Here is a 22,931-nt window from a genome sequence, read left to right on the forward strand (position 1 = left end):
GAGGCAAGCCGCCGATCAGCCGCCTGCTACCAACCTGATGGCCGGGTACACCTAGCGCCGCGACAGCCGCCGGCAGGGGGCGGGCCGGCCGCCGCCGAGAGCCGAGGCGGCCGCCTCCTAGACTCGGGTGGTGCCCCCGACCACGCGCTCGCGGATCGTCGACGCGGCGGTCGCCATGACCGTCGAGGCGGGCTGGTCGCGGGTCACGATGGCCGCCCTCGCCGAGCGGGTCGGCGTGAGCCGGCAGACGGTCTACAACGAGGTCGGCACCAAGCCCGGTCTCGCGGAGGCGATGATCCACCAGGAGCTGGACCGCTTCCTGGGCGTCGTCTCGGCGGCCTTCGACCAGCACCCCGACGACCTGGTGGGCGCCGTCCGGGCGGCCTCGGCCGGCGTGCTCGAGCTCGCCCAGGACAACAGGCTCCTGCACGCCGTCGTCTCCGCCACGCACGGCGCGGACACCGAGCTGCTGCCGCTGCTGACCACCCACGCCGAGTCGCTGCTGACGGCGGCGAAGCTGGTCGTCGCCGACCGGCTGACGCCGTACCAGCTCGGGCTCGAGGGCCGGCGGTTGGAGGCGGCTATCGACATGGTCGTCCGGGTCGTGCTCAGCCACGTGATGCAGCCCTCGGGCAGCCCGGACGGGACCGCGGACGACATCGCCTGGATCGCCGCCCGGGTGCTGCGGGCGTAGACCCGTTCAGGCAATACCTGCACTTCTCGGCCGAAACTTCGGCCTAGGAGTACTGGTTTCCCCGGGTACCCGGGGAAACCGACACCGGCCGCTAGGCCGCCCGCTCCGCGGCGTCGCGGAAGGCGCGGGTGACGTACGGCGGGACCTTGAGGCCGCGGCGGTGGGCCCAGAGCAGGTCGCGCTCGACCCGCGAGATCTGCTCGGCGAAGCCGTCGGTGTCGCGGTCGATCCCGAGCGTGCGCATCACCGCGCCGAAGTCCGCCGCCTGGACCGCGTCGTTGGCCCCGACGGGGGCGAACGAGAAGCGTCGCATCCGGCGTACCAGCCAGCGCTGCCAGCCCGCCAGCTCGGCCCACAGCCCGCGGGCGGAGAGCTGGTAGAAGGCGTAGTGGCCCGGCTCCTGCCGGCGGATCGGTGCGATCACCGTCTCGGCGACCGCGCGCTCGCCGAGCTCGACGACGCCGTCGTGGAGCAGGTTGTAGGCCAGGACGGCCGACCGCTCGGTGGCCATGCCGGTGAGGTAGTAGAGCATCCGGCACACGTCCTGGAAGGGGTCGAGGTGGGCGAGCGCCCCCAGCACCTTCATCTTCACGCCGACCGAGGTCAGGTCGGTCTGCGCCGGTGGGCGCCCGAGGTGGACCTGGAGCCGGTCGAGGATCAGCCCGTGCTGGATCTCCTGGGGCTGCCACACCTCGGCGTAGAAGCGGCGGTCGATCTCCGGCGGGGTGGGCAGCAGCGTGGTCAGCTCCAGGACGTTGCGGTCGACCTCGAGCTCGACCCGCGCCATGTAGTCGAGGACGTGGCCGAACCGGTCGGCGAGCAGGTCGGGACGCCGGACGGTGAGGTCCACCGTGTCGAGATCGATCGGTGGGTGCTCGAGGCCGAGGCGGTCCACGTGGTCGTGGAGCCGCGCCTCGGTGGTTGACGCACGGGACATTGCAGGATCCTAGGTGGGGGTGCGGGTTGCCTACATCAGGGATTCCCCTGATCTCGTAGGAGCCTGCCGAACAATCCGCGCGGCTACGCGACGACCGGTGGCGCGTTGGCGGCGTTCGCCTCGGTCGACGTGACGCTGCCACGACTTCCCTCGGCGGCCTGGCCACCGCACGCACCGGTCGCCGCGCGCGGTCGCCCGTCTTGTCCGTCAGTCTCCTAGGGTGTTCGTCGTGGGCGACCCCGCCGGATTGGCCGGACCCGATGGCGTCCGACTCGGTACGTCGACCGGGCGCGCCGTCGTCCTCGCAGCGGTCCTCGGCTCGGGGATGACGATGCTCGACGGCACCGTGGTCAACGTCGCGCTGCGCACCATCGGCGAGGACCTGGACGCCTCGCTCGCCGAGCTGCAGTGGATCACCAACGGCTACCTGCTCTCGCTGGCCAGCCTGATCCTGCTGGGCGGCTCGCTGGGCGACCGGTTCGGCCGGCGGCGGGTGTTCGTGGTCGGCACGGTGTGGTTCGCGGTCGCCTCGCTGGCCTGCGGGGTCGCGCCGACCCCGGAGGCACTGATCGTCGCGCGGATCCTCCAGGGCGTCGGCGCCGCGCTGCTCACGCCCGGCAGCCTGGCGATGATCCAGGGCGCGTTCGTGCGGGACGACCGTGCGCAGGCGATCGGCTCCTGGTCGGGTTTCACGAGCATCGCGGCCGCGCTCGGGCCGCTGGTCGGCGGCGCGCTGGTGCAGTACGCGAGCTGGCGCTGGATCTTCCTGGTCAACCTGCCGATCGCGACGCTCACCGTCGTCGTCGCCCAGCGTGCGGTCCCCGAGACGCTGGACCCGGACGCCCCGCGGCGCTTCGACGCCCTCGGGGCCGTCCTGGCCGCGCTCGCCCTCGGTGGCCTGACCTACGCGCTGATCGAGTGGGGTGGCGCCCTCGCACCCTGGGCCGTGGTCGTCACCGTCGTCGCGGCCGCGGCGTACGTCGTCGACGAGCGCCGCAGCGACCATCCGATGCTGCCGCTCGGCGTCTTCGCCGACCGCACGTTCTCCGCCGCCAACGCCATGACGCTGGTCGTCTACGCGGCGCTCGGCGCGGTGCTGTTCTTCCTGGTGCTGCAGCTGCAGACCGTGACCGGGTACGGCGCGCTGGGCGCCGGCCTGGCGACCCTGCCGATCACGATCTGCATGCTGCTGCTCGCCTCGCAGGGCGGCCGGCTGGGCAGCCGGATCGGACCCCGCATCCCGATGACCGTCGGCCCGCTGGTCATGGCCGCGGGCACCCTGCTGCTGCTGCGCGTGGGCGCCGGGTCGTCGTACTGGAGCGACGTCCTCCCCGGGCTGGCGGTCTTCGGGCTCGGGCTGGCGCTGATGGTCGCGCCGCTGACCGCGACCGTGCTCGCCGCCGTGGCCGACGAGCACGCCGGCATCGCGAGCGGCGTCAACAACGCGGTCGCCCGCGCCGGCTCGCTGCTGGCGGTGGCCGCGCTCCCGGCCGTCGTCGGGCTGCGCGGTGAGGAGTACGCCGACCCGGTGGTCTTCGACGCGGCCTACGACTCGGCCACCCTCGTCTGCGCCGCGCTGCTCGCCCTGGGCGGCGCCGGGTCGTGGCTGACCATCCGCGACCCGGGCATCGGCGAGTCCGCTGCGCCACGGGCCGAGGGCTAGCGGGCCACGGAGCGGAGACTCGCATCCGCACCCGTCGGGGAAGCCTCAGGAGCGTCGGTGTGACGCCGATCGGGATGGGTACGAGGTCCCGACGGGACCGATCCCGGGAGGGAGTCGAGATGGCCACGACGCTGGCGGCGCCGGAGCGGCACGCACGACCGACCACGGTGCCCTCGGCCCGCAAGCGTCGGGTCGCCGTCCGCCCTGCGGACCTGGTCGACCTGATGGCGCGGCGACCCGACCTGGTCGGCGTCTACACGCCGGCCGACGTCGCCGTCGAGGCGATCCGCTGGTCGGTCTGACCGCCTGACGGTTACCGGACTAGGTCGCTAGACTTAGCCCGGTCGGGCCGCCCCGGCGCTCACCGCGGGAGGCCGGCACCGACACCACGGGGAGGAGACGCGACGATGACGGCCACCATCACGGCCACGACGCTGGAAACGACGGGCACGACATCGGTGATGACACCGATGACGAGACCGGCGACGAGAACGCTCAGCACCGAGCCGCACCAGGTCCGGCGCACCGGGGAGCTGCCGGACGCGGTCGCCAAGGAGGTCCGCGCGGCCGCCCGGGTCCGGGACCTGGTCGACCTGATGGCCCGGCGTCCCGACCTGGCCGGCGTCTACGGCGCGGCCGACCTGGCCGCCGAGGCGGTGCGCTGGACCGCCTGAGCGATCAGGCTCATCCGGGACGCCACCGGTCGTCGAGGTCCGGCGGCGTGCTGGCACCTGAGCCTCGAAGCCCCGGGAGCGGAGGCAGGGCGGCGAGGCCCGGCGTCGGCGTCGGGCGTCGGCGGCGGGGATCTCGACAGGCTCGATCAGCGGTGCGCCGCTCGATCGACCGTGCCCCGCCCGATCAGCGGAACACGACGGTGCGGTGGCCGTTGAGCAGCACCCGGGACTGGGCGTGCCACCGGACCGCGCGGGAGAGCACCTGCGCCTCGACGTCGCGGCCGGCCGAGACAAGCTGCTCCTGGTGGTGGGTGTGGTCGACCCGCATCACGTCCTGCTCGATGATCGGGCCCTCGTCGAGGTCGCTGGTCACGTAGTGCGCGGTCGCGCCGACCAGCTTGACCCCGCGGTCGAACGCCTGGTGGTAGGGCCGGGCGCCCTTGAAGCTGGGCAGGAACGAGTGGTGGATGTTGATCGCCCGGCCGGACAGCTCGCGGCACAGCCCGTCGGAGAGGATCTGCATGTAGCGGGCGAGCACGACCAGGTCGACGTCGAGCTCGCTCACGAGCTCGAGGAGCCGCTCCTCCGCCTGCGCCTTGGTGTCCGGGGTGACCGGGACGTGGTGGAACGGAACGCCGTACGACGCCGCCATCGCCGCGGCGTCCGGATGGTTCGACACGATCGCCGGCACCTCGATGCCCAGCGACCCGGTGCTGGTGCGGAACAGCAGGTCGTTGAGGCAGTGCAGGTCCTTCGAGACCAGGATCAGCGTTCGGTACGGCGCCGCCGCGTCGTGCACGTCGAAGCGCATCTCGAACTCCTCCGCGACCGGCGCGAACTCCGTGCGCAGGGTGGCGGCGTCGACGGCGCCGGGCACGTCCACGGCGATCCGCATGAAGAACCGGCCGCTGAGCGGGTCGCCGAACTGCTGGCTCTCGGTGATGTTCGCGCCGCGCTCCACCAGGAACCCGGTGACGGCGTGCACGATGCCGGGGCGGTCGGGACAGGACAGGATCAGCACGAGCTCGGACACGGGGGACAGTCTCCCATCGCGGTGGGGAGCCCGCACCGTGCGGGCGCACGACCGGACCGGCGGCGCCGCCCGACGACGTACCCTGACCGGGGAGGGATGTGATGCGAGTCGGGCGCGCGCGGGGTACGGCGGTGCTGGGAATCGGCGCGCTCCTCGGTGCTCTCACCGCCGGCTGCACCGGCTCGTCCGAGCGGGGCGACCCCGCGCCGAGCGGCTCCGCGACCGCGACGGCGGCCGCTGGCGGCCAGACCGCGTCGCCCGCCCTCGACCCCGCCCATGCTGTCGACCCACCGGGCCGGCGGACCGGCCTGATCTCACCGCCGGACATCGTCGCCTCCGGGTCGAAGACCATCGCCCCCGGCCGGGTGCGCGCGATCGAGCGGCTCGACGGCGTGGTCGACGTGGAGCAGGTCTCGATGGTCCAGGTGGTCGTCGAGAACCGCGCCCTGAGCATCGCCGCGGTCGACCCCGCGACGTACCGCAACTTCGTCACCAACGCCGACAGCGCCAAGACGGACGACGTCTGGGACCGGGTCGCGGGCGGGGAGCTGGCGCTGCGGCCGGCGCTGCAGAAGCGGGCCCCGATCGACGAGGACGGCTTCCTCAAGCTCGGCAGCGCGGAGGATGCGCCCGAGGTGCACGTCGGCGCCTACGCGCAGCAGTCCTGGCTGGTCGACGCGGTCGTCAACGAGACCTGGATCCCCACGCTCGGGATGACCGAGGGCAACGCGCTGCTGATCCGCACCGGGGGGACCTCGCCGGAGACGCTGCGCAAGCCGATCCAGCGGATCCTGCGTGGCACCGGGGCGGCGCCGCAGATGACCGACGTGGTCGCCCGCGAGGGCCTCGACCCGGGCGCCGTGCAGACGGTCGTGGTGGTCGGCTCGATCGCCGACGCCATCGGTACGTTCCGCTACACCGTCCTCGCCGGCGGCCGGATCGCCCCCGACCCGGCGTGGGTCGCCTCGCACATCGCGACCAAGACGGTCCCGATCCTCGGCAGCGTCACCTGCAACCGGCTGATGTTCCCCCAGCTCGAGGCGGCGCTGCGCGACGTGATCGCGCAGGGCCTCACCGACCAGATCCATCCGGGCGAGTACGCCGGCTGCTACTACCCGCGCTTCATCGCCGGGACGACCACGCTCTCCAACCACGCGTTCGGCCTCGCCCTCGACCTCAACGTCCCCGGCAACCAGCGCGGCACCGTCGGCCAGATGGACCGCGGCGTGGTCGCGATCTTCAAGCACTGGGGCTTCACCTGGGGCGGCGACTGGGCCTACACCGACCCGATGCACTTCGAGATGAACCGCCTGGTGCAGCCCCGGTGAGCGGCTGGGTGCATGGCTGGGTGCATGGCCGGGTGCATGACCGGGTGCATGGCCGGGCGAGCGGTCCGGTGCCGCGGACGCCCGCGGAGCTCTTCGGCGCCGACGAGGCCGCCCTGGCGGCGTACCGGATCGTGCACGAGACGCTCGCCGCGTGGGGAGGCTGCGAGGAGCGGGTCGGCCGCAGCCAGCTGGGCTTCCGGCGGGGCCGCGGCTTCGCGTGGCTCTGGAACCCGCGCCCGTACCTGCGGCACCCCGCGGCGGACGTCGTGCTGAGCTTCGCGCTCGACCACGAGCTCGCCTCGCCGCGGGTCAGGCAGACCGTCCGCACGTCGGCGCTGGACGTCGTGCACCACGTCGACCTGATCGACCCGGCGACCGACCTGGACCCCGAGCTGCTCGGCTGGCTGCACGAGGCCTACGACCGGGCGGGCGACCCCCGGGACTGAGCCCGCCGGTCCCGGGGGCACTAGCCTCGGGCCCATGCGCGCCGCCCAGGTCATCGACACCACCGGTCCCACCGACGTCGTCGTCCGCGACGTCCCCGAACCGACGCCCGGACCCGACGACGTGCTCGTCGAGGTGCACCGCGTCGGCATCTCGTTCCCGGACCTGCTGCTGAGCAAGGGGGAGTACCAGCTCAAGCCGGAGGTCCCGTTCACCCTCGGCGCCGACTTCGCCGGCACCGTGGTCAGCGGCGGGCCGTTCGAGCCGGGCCAGCGGGTGGCCGGCGTGAACGGGTACGGCGGCGCCGCCGAGCTGGTCTCGAACCCGGCGCAGTTCACCTTCGCGCTGCCCGACCACGTCTCGTTCGACGAGGGCGCGGCGCTGCCGATGAACTACCTCACCGCGCAGTTCGCGCTCGCCGAGCGCGGGGGCTTGCGGGCCGGCGAGACGGTGTTGGTGCACGGCGCGGCCGGCGGTGTCGGGACGGCGTCGATCCAGGTCGCGAAGGGGTACGGCGCGCGCACCATCGCCGTCGTCAGCACCGAGGAGAAGGCCGAGGTCGCCCGGGCGGCGGGGGCCGACGCCGCCGTACTGCTCGAGGGCTTCAAGGACGCCGTCCTCCAGCTCACCGACGGACGCGGCGTCGACCTGGTCGTCGACGTGGTCGGTGGCAGCGCGTTCACCGACTCGCTGCGCGCGCTGGCGACCCAGGGCCGGCTGCTGGTGGTCGGCTTCGCCTCCGGGCAGGGCATCCCCGAGGTCCGGGTCAACCGACTGCTGCTCAACAACGTCGACGTCCGCGGCGTCGGCTGGGGCGCCTTCGCGACGACCCGGCCCGGCTACATGCAGGAGCAGTGGGCCGAGCTGCTCCCGATGCTGGAGTCGGGGGTGGTCAAGCCGCCGATCGGTGCGACGTACGACCTCGACGACGTCGCCCGCGCGCTGACGGACATGGATGAGCGCCGCACCCTCGGCAAGTCGGTCGTGCGGGTCCGGTAGCCGGCGGGTCTCCCGTCGAGAGACGTGAAGTGGCTGGGTTCCGGCGTCCGGAGCAGCCACTTTACGTCTCTCGACGACGGGCTGGGCGCGCACCCGAGGCATGCCCGGCCGCCCTGCGGCTACTGTCGTCGCCGTGAGCATTCTCGACGACGCCCGGGCAGGTATGAACCCCTCGATCCGGCCCCAGGACGACCTGTTCGGCCACGTCAACGGCCGCTGGCTGGACGAGACCGACATCCCGGCCGACCGGTCCAGCTGGGGACCGTTCGTCCAGCTCGCCGACATCGCCGAGGCCCAGGTCCACGAGATCATCGAGGACCTCGCGCGGCAGGTCGCCGCCGGCGAGCCGGTCGACGACGACGCCCACAAGATCGGGGACCTGTTCGCGTCGTTCATGGACGTCGAGACGATCGCGCGCAAGGGCCTGCGCCCGGTCCGGCCGCTGATCGAGGCGGTCGCCGGGCTGCGCGACGTCCGCGACCTCGCGGCCTTCCTCGGGGAGTTCGAGCGGATCGGCGGGCACGGCATGTTCGGGTCCTACGTCGACACCGACTCGAAGGACTCCGACCGCTACCTGTTCAACCTGGTGCAGGGCGGGCTGGGGCTGCCCGACGAGTCCTACTACCGCGACGAGAAGTTCGCCGAGATCCGGGAGAAGTACGTCGCCTACCTCACGACCCTGTTCGGCCTGGGCGAGCACCCCGACCCGGCGGCCGCAGCCGCGACCGTGCTCGCCATCGACACCCGGCTGGCCGCCGGGCACTGGGAGCGCGCCGAGACCCGCGACGTCCAGAAGACCTACAACCTGCTGACCAAGGCCGAGCTGGTCGAACTCGGCCCGGCCTTCGACTGGGACGCCTACGTGACGAACCTCGGCGGCAACGAGGAGACGCTCGCGGAGGTGTGCGTGCGGCAGCCGTCGTACTTCACCCACCTCTCGACGGTGCTCGAGGAGGTCCCGCTCGACGAGTGGCGTGAGTGGCTGCTCGCGCACGTCCTGCGCGCGGCGGCCGCCTACCTCACCGACGACTTCGTCGAGGCGAACTTCGACTTCTACGGCCGCACCCTCAGCGGCACGCCCGAGCTGCGCGCCCGCTGGAAGCGCGGGGTCGCCCTGGTCGAGGGCGCGATCGGCGAGGCGGTCGGCAAGGAGTACGTCGCCCGCCACTTCCCGCCGCACTCCAAGGCGATGATGGACGACCTGGTCGCGAACCTGCTGGCCGCCTACCGCCAGTCGATCTCCCGGCTCGACTGGATGACCGAGGAGACCAAGCAGCGCGCGTACGAGAAGCTCGAGACGTTCCGGCCCAAGATCGGCTACCCGGAGAAGTTCCGGGACTACTCCGCGCTCCGGGTCAGCCGCGACGACCTGCTCGGCAACGTCGCCGCCGCCTCCGCGTTCGAGACCGACCGGCAGCTCGCCAAGATCGGCTCGCCCGTGGACCGCGACGAGTGGTTCATGCTGCCGCAGACCGTGAACGCCTACTACAACCCGGGCACCAACGAGATCTGCTTCCCTGCCGGGATCCTCCAGAAGCCGTTCTTCTCCCCGGACGCCGACGACGCCGAGAACTACGGCGGCATCGGTGCTGTCATCGGCCACGAGATCGGGCACGGCTTCGACGACCAGGGGGCGCAGTACGACGGCAGCGGGAACCTGCACGACTGGTGGACCCCGGACGACAAGGCGGCCTTCGAGGTGAAGTCGAAGGCGCTGATCGAGCAGTACGACGGCTTCGAGCCCCGGTCGCTGCCCGGGGAGCGCGTCAACGGCGCGCTCACGGTCGGCGAGAACATCGGCGACCTCGGTGGGCTGACCATCGGGCACACCGCCTACCTGATCGCCCGCGGCGGCAGCGCGCCGACCGAGGACCGACGCAAGGTGTTCCTGAACTGGGCGTACTGCTGGCGGACCAAGCGGCGCAAGGAGCAGGAGCAGCAGTACCTCACGATCGACCCGCACTCGCCGGCGGAGTTCCGCGCGAACATCGTGCGCAACCTCGACGAGTTCCACGAGGTGTTCGGCACCGCCCCCGGTGACGGGCTGTGGCTCGACCCGGAGGACCGCGTCCGCATCTGGTAGCCGCGGCTCGCCGTAGCGCTCCGGGAGGTCATGCGGGGGGTGCTACCTGCGGCTCCGCCCGCATGACGTCCCGCGGCTCCGACCAGGCCGGCAGCCGGCCGCGGAAGCGGCACCGGCTCACTCGAAGCGCAGGACCGACATCGTCCAGTCGTCGATCCAGCCCGAGTCGGTGCTCGAGTTGCCGGTGGTGCTGGCCTGGATCGCCAGGATGTGGGTGCCCTTGCCGATCCTGGTGCAGAACTGGGCGGAGTCGCCGTGGTAGCTCGCCTCCGAGGTGAACGCGAACGGGCTGCCGTTGTCGGCGTACGGCGCGGCCGGCACGCCGTCCTTGTGCAGCTCCAGGCTCATCCAGCCGCTGCCGGTGTAGTAGGTCTCGGCGGTGAACGTGACCAGGACGGTGTCGGTCCCCTTCGGCGGCCCGGTGAGCGCCACCTGGGCGCCGGTCACCGCGACGTCCGCCCCGGCGGTGCCGGCGAACGAGAACGGATCGGCGGAGAGCCGGGTGCTCAGCTTCTTCAGGGCGCCGCCGTCGCACTTGACGGGGGCGGTGGCCTTGGCGACCACCCGCTGGCCCACGGGGGGAGCGGGCCGGTCGGAGCTGGCCGTGCTGGTGGTGGTGGCACCGCCGACCAGACCGAGGGTGGCGAGGCTGGCGACGGCGGCGAAGGCGAGGGTGCGCTGGTTGCTCATCGGTGCTCCTGCTGGTGGGGCGGCCCGCCCGTACGAGCCGCGTCGGACCTGAGGAGGAGGGACGGGTGACCTCAGATACGCGTCCGCGAACGGCGTTGTCCGACCCCGCTGGTAGACAGGGTCGAGTGAGTGCACCTGCCGAGACCGACGTACGCCGCAGCGCGGAGGCGCACCTGCGCGCGCTCGTCGGGCCGCGGCCCGGTGAGCCGGACCCGGTCCTCCGCGAGGACCAGTGGGCCGCGATCGAGGCGCTCGCCGTGCACCGCCGCCGCGCGCTCGTGGTGCAGCGCACCGGCTGGGGCAAGTCCGCGGTCTACTTCGTCGCGACGCTGCTGCTGCGCGAGCAGGGTGCCGGCCCGACTGTGATCGTGTCGCCCCTGCTGGCCCTGATGCGCAACCAGATCGCGGCGGCCGAGCGGGCCGGCATCCGTGCGGTCACGATCAACTCCACCAACATCGAGGACTGGGAGCTGATCCACGAGGCGATCGCGGCCGGGGAGGTCGACGTGCTGCTGGTCAGCCCCGAGCGGCTCAACAACCCCGGCTTCCGCGACGAGGTGCTGCCTCGGCTGGCCGCGACCTGCGGGCTGCTGGTCGTCGACGAGGCGCACTGCATCTCCGACTGGGGCCACGACTTCCGCCCCGACTACCGCCGGATCCGCACCCTCCTCGCCGACCTGCCCGACGGCATCCCGGTGCTCGCCACGACGGCCACCGCCAACTCCCGGGTCACCGCCGACGTCGCCGAGCAGCTCGGCGCCGGCCACGGCTCGATGGGCGACGTGCTCGTGCTGCGGGGCTCGCTCGACCGCGAGTCCCTGCGGCTCGGGGTGGTCCGGCTGCGGACCGCGGAGCAGCGGCTCGCCTGGCTCGCGGACCACCTCGCCGAGCAGCCCGGGTCGGGGATCATCTACTGCCTGACGGTCGCCGCCACCCAGGAGATCGCCGACTACCTGCGCTCGCGCGGCCACCAGGTGGCGGCCTACTCCGGGCAGACCGACACCACCGAGCGGCACGCGCTCGAGCAGGACCTCGTCGAGGGGCGGGTCAAGGCGCTGGTCGCGACCAGCGCCCTCGGCATGGGCTTCGACGCGACCCTCGGCTTCGTCGTCAACATGGGGGCGCCGCCCTCGCCGGTCGCCTACTACCAGCAGGTCGGGCGCGCCGGGCGCGGCACGAGCGAGGCGACGGTCGTGCTGCTGCCGGCGATCGAGGACCGTGACATCTGGGCCTACTTCGCGTCCCTCGCCTTCCCGCGCGAGGAGCAGGTGCGCCGCACCCTCGAGGTGCTGGCCGCCGAGGGCCGCCCGCTGAGCACGGCGACCCTCGAGACCTACGTCGACCTCAACCGCACCCGGCTCGAGACCATGCTCAAGGTGCTCGACGTCGACGGCGCCGTACGCCGCGTCCGCGGCGGCTGGGAGTCCACCGGCCGCGAGTGGTCCTACGACGAGGACCGCTACCGCCGCGTCACCGAGGCGCGCCAGCGCGAGCAGCAGGCGATGCTCGACTACATCGCCACCGACGCCTGCCGGATGCGCTTCCTGCGCGACCAGCTCGACGACCCGGATGCCGAGGAGTGCGGGCGCTGCGACAACTGCGGCGGGCTGGCGCTCTCCGCGGAGGTCTCGGCCGCGGCGCTCGAGGAGGCCGGCGCGCGGCTGGCCCGGCCCGGGGTGGTCGTCGCGCCGCGCAAGATGTGGCCGACCGCACTGGCCAATCTCGGCATCGAGCTCAAGGGCAAGATCGCCGAGGGCGCCGACGAGGGCCGCGCGGTGGCCCGGCTCACCGACCTCGGCCACGGCCAGGCGCTGCGCCAGCTCTTCGCGCCCGCGACCCCGGACGGGCCGGTGCCGGTGCCCCTGGTCCGCGCGGTCCTCGAGGTGCTCGGCGACTGGCGGCCCCCGGTCGACGCGATCGTGGTCGTCGAGTCGCAGACCCGGCCCGGCCTCACCGCCGACCTGGCGGCCGGGCTGTCCCGCCACCTCGGCGTGCCCGTCCTCGGCCGGTGGGCGATCGTCAACCCGGACGTGGTCCCCGGGCAGGGCGCCGCCAACTCGGCACAGCGGGTCGCCGCCGTGGGACGGCGCTTCGCCCTGCAGGTCGATCAGCAGGTCGATCAGCAGGCCGAGCAGCAGCAGGCGGACCAGCCGCTGGACGGACTGCGGGTGCTGCTCATCGACGACCGCACCGACACCGGGTGGACGCTCACGCTCGCCGCCCGCGCCGTACGCCGGGCCGGCGCCGCGGAGGTCCGGCCGCTGGTCCTCGCCACCACCACGTAGCCCCGGTCGGGTCGCCGGGGAGGCGGTACCACCACGCCGTTCCTAGCGTGGCAGGGCCTGCGGACCGACCCGGAGGGCTGGTCGCGGCGGGTCGTCGGGTTCCTCGACGACGCCCTGGCCGCGTCCCGCTGAGCCCGGTGCGGCAGGCTGGTCGCATGACCCACGAAGACGGCCGGCAGGACGACGATCACCGGGCCGCTGAGCTGGGCGACCGGCTGGCCGCCTGGCTCGAGGAGCTCGGCCTCGGCGCGCACCTGGCCGCGGCCGGGTTGCCGACCTTCGAGCGCGACGAGCAGGGCCGGGTCGCGTGGACCGACCCGAACACCGGCCTGCCGATGACCAGCGTGCAGCTCGAGGATCTCGAGCAGCTGCTGCGCAGCCAGGGCTCCGACCCGCAGCACGCCGTACCGGTGCAGCTGGTGCAGATCGCCCGCCGGGCGCGGGTGCGCCAGGAGCTGGTCGACAGCCCCTGGTACGACTACGAGTCGCTGGCCGAGCTGCGCGGCACCTCCGTCGACGCGACCCGGTTCGCGGTGCACAAGGCCGGCGGCGAGCACCGACTGCTCGTGGTCGCGGTCGACGAGCGCACCCTGGTGCCCGCCTTCCAGCTGACCCCCGAGGGCAACCTGCGGCCCGAGCTCGGGCCCGTGCTCGAGCCGCTGCTCGCCGCCCGGATGGATGCGTGGCAGGCGTGGGCGTGGCTCACCCGGCCGGCCGGGCTGCTCGGCGGCGAGGTCCCCGAGCGCGCGGCTGCCGACCCCGAGCTGGCCGAGGTCGTGCAGCGCGCGGCCGCCCGGCTGGCCGAACGGGTCAGCGCCCGGCCCTGACCGCGCGGCTCTCCGCCCCGCCGGCCGCGCCCCTGGCCTCCGAGCTGTCGTCGAGGGCGTCGAGGTCATCGAGCACGTAGTGCTCGTAGTAGTCACGCGGCCGCCCGGAGCGGTCCATCGTGGCCAGCAGCCGCAGCCCGGCCGCCTCGACGGTGCGGGAGCTGAGCCAGGCCAGCGCCGTGCTCGGCACGGCGACCAGCACCGCGGACCAGAGGAAGAACGAGCCGGACCGGGCCTCGGGCAGCAGCCCGTGCGAGCCCAGGAGCCGCATCACCGGCTCGTGGATGAGGTAGACGCCGTACCCGAGGGAGCCGACGAACGCCAGCGGCCGCCACTCGAAGGCCCGCGACCAGGGACCCTCGTGCAGCACGATCCCGGCCAGCAGCGTCGCCACCGCCGCGGAGTAGAGCGGGTGCCACCACTCGCTGAGGGCCGGTACGTCGAAGGGCCGGCTCAGCACGAGTACGCCGAGCGCCACCAGGCCGACGAGGCCGAGGGCCGCCCGCGACCTGCGGCCCAGCCGGACCCCGGCCGCGACCAGCACGCCCAGGCCCATGCCGAGGGCGAAGTCGACGCCGCGCGACGGCGCGGAGTACCAGACCGACCAGTTCTCGGGGTCCTGGGTCGTCAGCACCGTGGCCCAGAGCAGGTAGCCGACCCCGACGGCCGCGCACAGGACCGGCAGCGCCGAGGCGATCGCGAGCCGGGCCGGCCGGCTCTCGCGGCCGCGCACCGCGCGGTTGACGAGCGGGACCGCGAGCGCCATCAGCACGTAGAAGTGGAACTCCACGGCCAGCGACCAAGCGGGCCCGTCGGTCCAGAAGATGTACTGGTCGCTGTAGATCTGCGTGAACGTCAGGTGCGTCACCAGGTCCTGCCAGTGCCCGGGCAGGGTGGGGTTGGTGACCGCCCAGACCACGAGCACGATCGTGGCGTACAGCGGGAACAGCCGCGCCATCCGGCGCAGCAGCAGCACCCGGCCGGGCCGGCCGGCGGCGCCGTCGGCGCAGGCCCGGGCCACCGGGAGCCACAGCACCAGCCCGGAGAGGACGAAGAACATGTCCACGAACAGGTCGGTGCCCAGCATCAGCTGGTGGGCGGTGCCCGACCAGGGCCAGGCGGACTCCGGCCCGGTCCGGTTGTGCTGATAGGCGTGGAAGACCACGACGCAGAGCGCGGCCAGCCCGCGCAGCCACCCGAGCGGGTACTGCGGGCGGCGGCCGGCGCCGGCGGGCGCGGTCGGGGCGCTGACCGCGTCGGTCTGCTCGCGGGTCAGGGTGGACGTGCCGGACCCGGTCATGCCGTCACCTCCAGATCGCTGCGTCGGTCGCCGGGGTCGCTGGTGTCGGTCGGGTCGGTGCTGCCGGTGCTGCCGGTGCTCGCGGCGCTGCGCGGGGTGACGACCCAGCGCCGCTCGCCGCGCAGCTGCTTGAGGTGGGCCACCCGGTTCACCACGTTCTTCAGCTCGGTGTAGAAGAGGAGGTTGGCCAGCGCCGCGCCGACGAACCAGCGGCGGTGCCGCCGTACGTCGGGAGCGGCCAGCCGCCACGCCGCCGCGGTCTGCAGCGGGCCGGAGACCGTCGTGAAGAGCGTCAGCAGCAGGAACATCGGCGAGCTGAGGTCGAGGCCGCCGTCGCGCCAGGCGTAGAAGCCGAGCAGCGGCCACGCGGTGAGCGCGACCCAGGGGTAGGCCTCCCGCCAGCCGAGCAGGTAGAGCACGCCGAGCCGCTGGCGCACGGTGAGGACCGGCGAGCGGAGCACTGTCCACAGGTGCCGGCAGGAGACCTGGAACCAGCCCTGCGCCCACCGCAGCCGCTGGTTCCACAGCGTGCGCGGGGTCTCGGGGGCGAGCTCGTGGCTGACCAGGCCGGGGTCGTTGACGATCCGGCCGCCCGCCTCGAGCACCCGGACCGACGCCTCGATGTCCTCGGTGAGGAACGAGCCGCGCAGCCGGATCCGCTCGAGCGCGGAGGAACGCCAGTAGCCGTTGGAGCCGCCGAAGATGCCGAAGCCGAACAGCCGGGCGCGCCCGGGGTGCGCGACGGCGTAGATCTGCTCGAACTCGACGGCGACCAGCCGGGCGAGCGCCGAGTCGGCGCCGTTGCGGATCACGCAGTGCCCCTGCACGACGTCCGCGCCGTCGGCGATCCAGCGCCAGGCACGGTCGAACGCGCCCGGCATCGGGTGATGGTCGGCGTCGAAGATGCCGACGAACTCGCCGTCGGCGACCCGGAGCGCGGCGTTGACATTCTGCGCCTTCGAGGTGCTGTCGGGGACCTTGAGCACCAGCAGGTCCGGGTGCCGCGCGCCCAGCGCGGCGAGGTCCTCCTCCACCGCGAGCCGGACCGGGGTGTTGTAGGCGAGGACCACCTGCAGGCCACCGGCGTACTCCTGGGCGAGGAACTGCTCGACGGTCTCGAGGATCGTGTCCGCCTCGTTGGGCAGGTACGCCGCGATCACGGCGGTGGCGCGTGGTGCGGGCGCGTCCGGCGGGGCCGGCGGCAGCTCGGGGTCGACGGCGTGCGAGCACTCGGCCCAGATCAGTGCGGCCGTGCCGGCGAGTGCGGTGACCAGGGTCCAGTACACGACGCCGGAGAGGTCCAGGCCAAGGCTGTAGAGCCCCACGAGCGCGAGGAACGGGACGACGGCGACGCCGACGGTCGCGAGCAGCACCTGGCGGCCGGCGGTCCAGAGGTTGACCCGGGGGCGGCGCCGGCGCACGTGGGCGCCCTGGAGGCGGGGCTGCAGGTCGCGCTCGCGCACCGACTCCGCCGCGGCGTCGGCGGCATGCCGCTCGGCCTGCGCGGGGTCCTGCTTGCGGGAGATGTGCGCCCAGCCGACGCCGAGGTCGACGACGCCCGCCGGGTCGTCCCGGTCGGCGAGGGCGTCCAGCACCTCGACGGCGTGGTAGGCCATCTCCTGCAGCCGCGCCGGCCGGGCCGCGCGGTCCTCGCGGCGCAGCCGCAGCGTGAGCCGGTCGTCGCCGGTCGCGGCGACCAGCTCGCCGGGCTGCAGGAAGCGGGTCAACCGCTCCGCGGCCGCGCGGACCACCTCGGCGGGCGGCCGGATCCGGGTGGTGACGTCGTTGCCGGGCAGCGCCCACACCGGGTCGATGACCGCGACGATCTCGCGACGCTGAGGGCGCGGCAGGACCAACCGGCTGTGGACCGGTGACGAGACGACCTCGTCGGGGGAGCCGACCCGGCCGTGCGCGGGCGCGGTCGGTGAGCGGCGGTCGAGGGTGAGGGACACGGCGGGACCTTTCGGTTCGGGCGGACGCGCACGTCCCGGGTCGGCGGGTGGGTGCGCGGGCGGACGACGCCGGCGCGGCCGGGCCTGGCGGTGCGCAGGGGTAGGTCGGCGGGTGCTCGGCGGGCGGTCGGCGGGTGCTCGCCGGGCGGTCGGCGGGACCGTAGGAAAGGCGCGCTGCGTGAGTCGCGCTCGTCCTCCACCGTGTCGAGGTCGGGCCCGCGATTGCAAGCCGAGGCCGGGGTGGTTCGCGTCACGAGACCGCCGTCACGCGCCGGGGCCCGCTCAACGGCCCGCGCGCTCACCGAACTCTCACGTCGCTCTCAGGTGGACCCGGAGTAGAACGCGTTCTAGTAACCGCCGATCGCCGGGCGGGTGCTGGTCCGAGGCGGCTAGTGGCCGGCGCCGAGGGTCGGGTCGGCCGGGACGACCTTGCGGCGGGGCAGGAAGAACGCCGGCACCAGGACCAGCGCGACCATGACCGTCGCGACCACGAACACGTGGGCGAACGCGTCGGCGAGGCCGGCGACGAAGCCGACGGGGTCGGTCGGGTCGAGGTCGATGGTGCCGTTGGTGAGCAGCACCGAGAAGACCGCCGTACCGATGGAGGCGGCGACCTGCTGGACGATGTTCATCAGCGTGGAGCCGCGGGCGATCGTGTGCTCGCGCAGCGTCGCGAGCGCGGCGGACATGATCGGCATCATCGTGCCGCCCATGCCGAGGCCCATCACGAACAGGGCGGCGAGGAGGTAGGCGTACGACGTGCCCTGGTCGAGCTGGGTGAACATGCCCATGCCGACCGTGATCACGGCGATGCCGGTCAGCACGATCTTGCCGGGACCGATGCGGTCGGCGAGCACGCCCGCGATCGGCATCGTGATCATCGCGCCGATGCCCTGCGGCGCCAGCAGCACACCGGCGCCGAGCGCGTCCTCGCCGCGCACCGACTGGAAGTACAGCGGGAACAGCAGGCTGGCGCCGAAGAACGCGATCGCGAACAGCGACATGGCCAGCACGGCGGCCGTCATCGTGGGGTTGCCGAACAGCCGCAGGTCGACCAGCGGGTGGAGGTTGCGGTGGTTGAGGGCCCAGGGCACGAAGGCGGCGATCAGCAGCAGGCCGACGAGCGCGGGAGCGACCACCTCGGTCGTCCAGAGGGTGCCGTGCTCGTCGCGAGCCCCGGGGATCGAGGAGACGCCGTACAGGAACGCGGCGAGGCCGGGTGAGAGCAGCAGCATGCCGAGCCAGTCGAAGGTCTCCGACGGCTCGACGTGGTCGCGCGGCAGCACGATGGCCGCGTAGGCCAGGGCGCCGATCCCGATCGGGAGGTTGATCAGGAAGATCCAGTGCCAGCTCGCGGAGTCGATCAGCGCGCCGCCGAGGATCGGGCCGAAGATCGGGCCGAGCAGCATCGGGATGCCGAGCACCGCCATCACCCGGCCGACCCGCTCCGGGCCGGCGGCCCGGGTCAGGATCGTCATGCCCAGCGGCATCAGCATGCCGCCGCCGATGCCCTGCAGCACTCGGAAGGTCACCAGCATCTCCAGTGACGTGGCGGCCGCGCACAGCACGGACCCGGCGGTGAACAGGAGGACGGCGAGCAGGTAGAGGCGCTTGGTGCCGAACCGGTCGGCGGCCCAGCCGGTCAGTGGGATCACGCTGGCCAGCGCCAGCGTGTAGCCGGTCATCGTCCAGGCGACCTCGGCCGAGGTGGCGTCGAACTCGCGCTGGAAGGTCTGCAGCGCGACCGAGACGACCGTGATGTCGAGGATCGACATGATCGCGCCGAGCACGACCACGCCGGCGACCATCAGCACCCGGCGGTCGAGGCCCTCGGGAGGGGCGTCGGTGGCTGGGGCCTGGGCGGTGTTCTCGTCCTGGGTCTCGGTCACCGGACGAGGCTAGGTGGGACCCCTCGACGGCCGCACCCTACTTTCGGCTGGCGCTGGTGTGCGCTCGATCACCAGCGGAGTGCAAGGTGCCGGTGGGCTCAGGTCAGCTGGGCCTGCACCGCGGCGGCCAGGCGCGGGTCACCGGGCTCGACGCCGGGACTGAACCGGGCCAGTACCCGGCCGGTCCCGTCGATGAGGAACTTCTCGAAGTTCCAGGTGATGTCGCCGCTCTCGCCGGACTCGTTCGGGGTGTCGACGAGGGCCTGGTAGATCTCGTGGCGGTCCTCGCCGTTGACGTCGATCTTCTCGGTCATCGGGAACGTCACGCCGTACGTCGCGGAGCAGAACTCGGCGATCTCCTCGGCCGTCCCCGGCTCCTGCCCGCGGAACTGGTTGCACGGCAGGCCGACCACGGTGAAGCCGTGACTGGCGTGCTGCTCGTGCAGCTCCTCGAGCCCGGCGTACTGCGGGGTCAGGCCGCACTTGCTGGCGACGTTGACGAGGAGGGCCGGCCGGCCGCCGGTGATCTCGCCCAGCGTGCTCGCGGTCCCGTCCAGGCGGGCGATCTTTGCCTCGAGGATGCTCATGCGGCCAGGCTACGTGGCGGCCCGAGCAGGACGGTCGGCGTCTCCGAGTACGGTCGCACCGTGACCAGCCGACGAGACCGGACGCACCTTGGTGCGGCTGCGGGTGGGCGCCCGATGAGCGACGGATGAGCGCCGGATGAGCGCCGGATGAGCTTCGTCCCGGTCACCGGGCCGGCGACGTTCCGGGTCGCCGATCCGCCCCGCGAGGGGGTCGTCGAGTTCACCGACGACCGGCGCACGGTGAGCCTGCCGATCCGGGCGGCGCTGCCGGTGCTGACCAAGGCCCGCTCGCGCGACGACCTGCATCCGAGCGTCGGCGTGCTGTCGGGCGCCGCGCTGCTCGCCCTGCGCCTGGTCGCCGCGGGCAAGTTCGCCCCGGCGGGGAGCCCGCCCGCGTGGCGGGTCGCGGGCCTGGACGCCGACGACGAGCAGCGGATCGCGATGCTCGCGCGCACCCGCCCCGAGGACGAGCAGCTGGTCCGCGACCTGCTCGACGCGGTCGCGGACGCGATGCCCCGCACCCAGCCCCGCGTCGAGCCCGGCACCCAGTCCGGCGCCCAGCCGGGCCGGGCCGTCTCCCGCGAGCGCCGACCGACGTTCGAGGAGCGCCTCCAGGCGCGGTTGGCGCGCCACCAGCGCGTCGACGCGCGCGACCTGCCGCAGCTGGTCACGGTCTCGCTGCGGGTCGAGGCCGACGAGGAGGAGCTGGTCGCGGGCGCCGTACGCCTGGTGCCGCAGGCGCACGACGAGCAGAACCCGCTGCACCTGTGCGACCTCGCCCTGCTGTGGACCGGGACGCCCGAGGAGCACGGCTTCGGGGAGCGCGCCCGCACGCACGCCACGATCGCGCTCCGCGCCGCCGCCGACGCCTGGCCGGTGCTCGACCGGCTGCTGGAGCTGCGGGTGCCCGACCAGCTCACGCTGGACAGCGACGAGCTGGTCAGTCTGCTCGACGACGGCGTCGGGGCGCTGCGCGCGGCCGGCGTCGACGTGCTCTGGCCCCGGGCGCTCGGCCGCGACCTCACGGCCACGACGGTCCTCGACCGGGCCACCCCGATGACCCGGGAGGAGCCGCTCAACGAGCCGGTGCTCGGCACCGAGGCGCTGTTCGCGTTCAACTGGCAGATCGCGCTGCACGGTGACCCGCTCACCGCGGAGGAGATGGACCGGCTCGCCACGTCGGCGTCACCGCTGCTGCGGCTGCGCGGCGCCTGGACGGTGGTCGACCCGGCGATCGCGCGGAAGGCGAAGAAGCGGCTGGTCCGCACCGTCAGGCCGGCCGAGGCGGTCGCCGCGGCGCTCACCGGCACGGTCCAGATCGCAGTCCCGGGTGGCGAGCCGAGCGAGCACGACGTCGTCGTCGGCGCGTCGCTGCTGAAGGTCCGGGACCGGCTGCTCACCGCCGCGACCCGCGAGCCGGTCGAGCCGCCGGCCGCGCTGCGGGCCACGCTGCGCGACTACCAGCGGCACGGGCTCACCTGGCTCGCCGAGATGACCTCGCTCGGGCTCGGGGCCTGCCTGGCCGACGACATGGGCCTGGGCAAGACCGTCACGCTGATCGCGCTGCACCTGCACCGCGCCGAGCGCGGGCGCCGGGGCCCGACCCTGGTGGTCTGTCCGGCCAGCCTGCTCGGCAACTGGGAGGCCGAGGTTCGCCGGTTCGCTCCCGGCACGCCCGTCGTCCGGTTCCACGGCGGCGCCCGCGACCTCCCCGGCGACCTCCCCGGCGACGAGCGGCGCGGCGCCGGCGCCGGGTTCGTCCTGACCACCTACGGGACGATGCGGCGCGACGCCGAGGCGCTCGGCGCGGTGCGGTGGGACCTCGTGGTCGCCGACGAGGCGCAGCACGTCAAGAACCCGCGTACGGCGACCGCACGGGCGCTCCGGTCGATCGAGAGCGCGGCCCGCGTGGCACTCACGGGCACGCCGATCGAGAACGACCTCACCGAGCTGTGGGCGATCCTCGACTGGACCACCCCCGGCCTGCTCGGCAGCCGCAATGCCTTCCGCAAGGCGTGGGCGGCGCCGATCGAGTCCGGCCGCGAGCCCGCCACGGCCCACCGGTTCGCGGACCTGATCGGGCCGTTCCTGCTCCGCCGCCGCAAGTCCGACCCGGGGATCGCCCCGGAGCTCCCGGCGAAGACCGAGACCGACCACCCGCTGCGGCTGACCCGTGAGCAGGTGGTGCTCTACGAGTCGTTCGTGCGGGACACGATGGCGCGGATCGAGCGCGCCGACCCCCGCGACCCCGTCGCGCGCCGTGGCCTGGTGCTGACGCTGCTCACCGGCCTCAAGCAGATCTGCAACCACCCCGACCACTTCCTCAAGCGCTCCGGGGCGAGGCTGTCGGGCCGGTCGGAGAAGGTCGACCTGCTCGACGAGCTGGTCGGCACCGTGCTCGCCGAGGACGGGGCCGTGCTGGTGTTCACGCAGTACGTCGCGATGGCGCGGCTGCTGGAGGGCCACCTCGCGCGCGCCGGCGTACCCCACCAGCTGCTGCACGGCGGCACCCCGGTCCGCGAGCGGGAGGCGATGGTCGAGCGGTTCCAGGCGGGCGAGGCACCGGTGTTCCTGCTCTCGCTCAAGGCGGGCGGCACCGGCCTCAACCTGACCCGCGCCGACCACGTCGTGCACGTCGACCGGTGGTGGAACCCGGCGGTGGAGGAGCAGGCGACCGACCGCGCCTACCGGATCGGGCAGACCAAGCCGGTGCAGGTGCACCGGATGATCACCCGCGGCACCGTCGAGGAGAAGATCGCCGAGCTGCTGACCCGCAAGCGGGCGCTCGCCGACGCGGTGCTCGCCCGCGGCGAGGCGGCGCTGACCGAGCTCAGCGACGACGAGCTGCGCGACTTCGTGGCGCTGCGCCGGGACGACTGATGACCGCGACCGTGCTGCACCCGCGGGTCGCGCCCCGGCGCGCGATGGCGCGGGCGACCACCTGGTGGGGCAAGGCCTGGGTGCGGGCCGTCGACGAGGCGGCGTACGCCGAGGCCGACCTGGTGGCGAGCCGGGCCCTCGCGCGCGCCGGCCAGGTGGGGCAGATCGCCACCGAGCCGGGCCGGTTCGTCGCCGCGGTCGAGGACCGGCACGGGCTGTGGACCGTCGAGGGCACGGTGCCGGTGCTCGGCGCCGCCGACGTCGCGGCGCTCGTGGAGACCGTGGCCGCCGAGTCCGGGCGGATCGCGGCACTGCTGGCCGGCGAGCTCCCGCACCGGCTGGTCGAGCACGCCGAGGAGGCCGGCGTCGAGCTGCTGCCCTACGGCGGCGAGCTGGGCTCGTCGTGCACCTGCGAGCACTGGGTGGACCCGTGCGTGCACGCCCTCGCCGTGCTCCACCAGCTCGCGTGGTTGGTCGACGCGGATCCGTTCGTGCTGCTCCAGCTGCGCGGGCTGCCGCGCGACGAGCTGCTGCTCCGGCTGCACGAGCGTGCCGGGACCCGCGTGGCCGAGCCCGACGGCGACGACGAGGCGGACCTCGAGGCGGCCGTGGAGGCCGCCCTGTACGCCGCACGGCTGCTGGCGGACCCGCTCGGCTGAGGCTTGG

The 22,931-nt window shown here is 73.6% G+C and carries 19 protein-coding genes; 12 read left to right on the top strand and 7 right to left on the bottom strand.

Annotated elements, in window-relative coordinates:
- Positions 1-130: 130 nt before the first annotated feature.
- Positions 131-694: a TetR family transcriptional regulator gene (locus tag QMC84_RS16220; protein WP_300376443.1), complete on the top strand. Its 564-nt coding sequence runs from the start codon at positions 131-133 to the stop codon at positions 692-694.
- A gap of 91 nt (positions 695-785) precedes the next feature.
- Here the strand turns inward: QMC84_RS16220 and QMC84_RS16225 are convergent, their stop codons facing one another.
- On the bottom strand, positions 786-1,631 hold the full coding sequence (locus QMC84_RS16225) for a GTP-binding protein LepA (protein WP_300376445.1): 846 nt from the start codon (positions 1,629-1,631) through the stop codon (positions 786-788).
- 229 nt (positions 1,632-1,860) lie between these two features.
- On the opposite strand from QMC84_RS16225, the gene QMC84_RS16230 reads away from it, so the two are divergent.
- The 3 genes from QMC84_RS16230 to QMC84_RS16240 all read left to right on the top strand — a co-directional run bounded on the left by QMC84_RS16230 (position 1,861) and on the right by QMC84_RS16240 (position 3,968).
- Positions 1,861-3,294: an MFS transporter gene (locus QMC84_RS16230; RefSeq protein WP_300376447.1), complete on the top strand. Its 1,434-nt coding sequence runs from the start codon at positions 1,861-1,863 to the stop codon at positions 3,292-3,294.
- A 119-nt stretch (positions 3,295-3,413) separates the two neighbouring features.
- Positions 3,414-3,596 (top strand): hypothetical protein, encoded by a 183-nt coding sequence (locus QMC84_RS16235; RefSeq protein ID WP_300376449.1) that lies wholly within the window; start codon positions 3,414-3,416, stop codon positions 3,594-3,596.
- Positions 3,597-3,701: 105 nt separating this feature from the next.
- Entirely contained in the window at positions 3,702-3,968 is a 267-nt protein-coding gene (locus QMC84_RS16240) for a hypothetical protein (protein ID WP_300376451.1), read from the top strand.
- A gap of 184 nt (positions 3,969-4,152) precedes the next feature.
- Here the strand turns inward: QMC84_RS16240 and purU are convergent, their stop codons facing one another.
- Positions 4,153-5,001, bottom strand: a complete 849-nt coding sequence (gene purU / locus QMC84_RS16245; protein WP_300376453.1) for a formyltetrahydrofolate deformylase — start codon at positions 4,999-5,001, stop codon at positions 4,153-4,155.
- 101 nt (positions 5,002-5,102) lie between these two features.
- Between purU and QMC84_RS16250 the strand changes: the two genes are divergently transcribed.
- The 4 genes from QMC84_RS16250 (at position 5,103) to QMC84_RS16265 (ending at position 9,855) form a co-directional block, all read left to right on the top strand.
- Complete coding sequence (locus tag QMC84_RS16250; RefSeq protein WP_300376455.1) at positions 5,103-6,329, top strand: M15 family metallopeptidase; 1,227 nt, start codon at positions 5,103-5,105, stop codon at positions 6,327-6,329.
- Positions 6,330-6,397: 68 nt separating this feature from the next.
- Positions 6,398-6,775 (top strand): DUF5655 domain-containing protein, encoded by a 378-nt coding sequence (locus QMC84_RS16255; protein ID WP_300376457.1) that lies wholly within the window; start codon positions 6,398-6,400, stop codon positions 6,773-6,775.
- 34 nt (positions 6,776-6,809) lie between these two features.
- The gene (locus tag QMC84_RS16260; RefSeq protein ID WP_300376459.1) at positions 6,810-7,772 is read left to right on the top strand and encodes an NADPH:quinone oxidoreductase family protein; all 963 of its coding nucleotides are present in this window, start codon (positions 6,810-6,812) and stop codon (positions 7,770-7,772) included.
- Positions 7,773-7,905: 133 nt separating this feature from the next.
- Complete coding sequence (locus QMC84_RS16265; protein ID WP_300376461.1) at positions 7,906-9,855, top strand: M13-type metalloendopeptidase; 1,950 nt, start codon at positions 7,906-7,908, stop codon at positions 9,853-9,855.
- A gap of 117 nt (positions 9,856-9,972) precedes the next feature.
- Here the strand turns inward: QMC84_RS16265 and QMC84_RS16270 are convergent, their stop codons facing one another.
- Positions 9,973-10,545 carry a hypothetical protein gene (locus QMC84_RS16270; RefSeq protein ID WP_300376463.1) on the bottom strand — a complete coding sequence of 191 codons (573 nt, stop codon included), beginning with the start codon at positions 10,543-10,545 and terminating at the stop codon, positions 9,973-9,975.
- 125 nt (positions 10,546-10,670) lie between these two features.
- Here QMC84_RS16270 and QMC84_RS16275 point away from each other — a divergent pair, with 125 nt between their 5' ends.
- Both QMC84_RS16275 and QMC84_RS16280 read left to right on the top strand, forming a co-directional pair.
- Positions 10,671-12,830 carry a DEAD/DEAH box helicase gene (locus QMC84_RS16275; RefSeq protein WP_300376465.1) on the top strand — a complete coding sequence of 720 codons (2,160 nt, stop codon included), beginning with the start codon at positions 10,671-10,673 and terminating at the stop codon, positions 12,828-12,830.
- Positions 12,831-12,985: 155 nt separating this feature from the next.
- Positions 12,986-13,657, top strand: coding sequence for a hypothetical protein (locus QMC84_RS16280; protein WP_300376467.1), 672 nt, complete (start codon positions 12,986-12,988; stop codon positions 13,655-13,657).
- Here the strand turns inward: QMC84_RS16280 and QMC84_RS16285 are convergent.
- The 4 genes from QMC84_RS16285 to QMC84_RS16300 form a co-directional block, all read right to left on the bottom strand.
- Positions 13,641-14,957 (bottom strand): acyltransferase, encoded by a 1,317-nt coding sequence (locus QMC84_RS16285; protein ID WP_300376469.1) that lies wholly within the window; start codon positions 14,955-14,957, stop codon positions 13,641-13,643. The genes QMC84_RS16280 and QMC84_RS16285 overlap by 17 nt on opposite strands.
- The gene (locus QMC84_RS16290; protein WP_300376471.1) at positions 14,954-16,909 is read right to left on the bottom strand and encodes a glycosyltransferase family 2 protein; all 1,956 of its coding nucleotides are present in this window, start codon (positions 16,907-16,909) and stop codon (positions 14,954-14,956) included. The genes QMC84_RS16285 and QMC84_RS16290 overlap by 4 nt, the downstream gene beginning before the upstream one ends.
- Before the next feature lie 389 nt (positions 16,910-17,298).
- Complete coding sequence (locus QMC84_RS16295; RefSeq protein ID WP_300376473.1) at positions 17,299-18,798, bottom strand: DHA2 family efflux MFS transporter permease subunit; 1,500 nt, start codon at positions 18,796-18,798, stop codon at positions 17,299-17,301.
- 98 nt (positions 18,799-18,896) lie between these two features.
- On the bottom strand, positions 18,897-19,385 hold the full coding sequence (locus QMC84_RS16300) for a glutathione peroxidase (RefSeq protein WP_300376475.1): 489 nt from the start codon (positions 19,383-19,385) through the stop codon (positions 18,897-18,899).
- 147 nt (positions 19,386-19,532) lie between these two features.
- Here QMC84_RS16300 and QMC84_RS16305 point away from each other — a divergent pair, with 147 nt between their 5' ends.
- Both QMC84_RS16305 and QMC84_RS16310 read left to right on the top strand, forming a co-directional pair.
- Positions 19,533-22,265: a DEAD/DEAH box helicase gene (locus tag QMC84_RS16305; RefSeq protein ID WP_300376477.1), complete on the top strand. Its 2,733-nt coding sequence runs from the start codon at positions 19,533-19,535 to the stop codon at positions 22,263-22,265.
- Positions 22,265-22,924, top strand: coding sequence for an SWIM zinc finger family protein (locus QMC84_RS16310; RefSeq protein WP_300376479.1), 660 nt, complete (start codon positions 22,265-22,267; stop codon positions 22,922-22,924). Before QMC84_RS16305 ends, QMC84_RS16310 begins: the two co-directional genes overlap by 1 nt.
- Positions 22,925-22,931 lie beyond the last annotated feature (7 nt).

It is taken from the genome of Nocardioides sp. (assembly GCF_030019515.1).
Taxonomy (GTDB): Bacteria; Actinomycetota; Actinomycetes; order Propionibacteriales; family Nocardioidaceae; genus Nocardioides.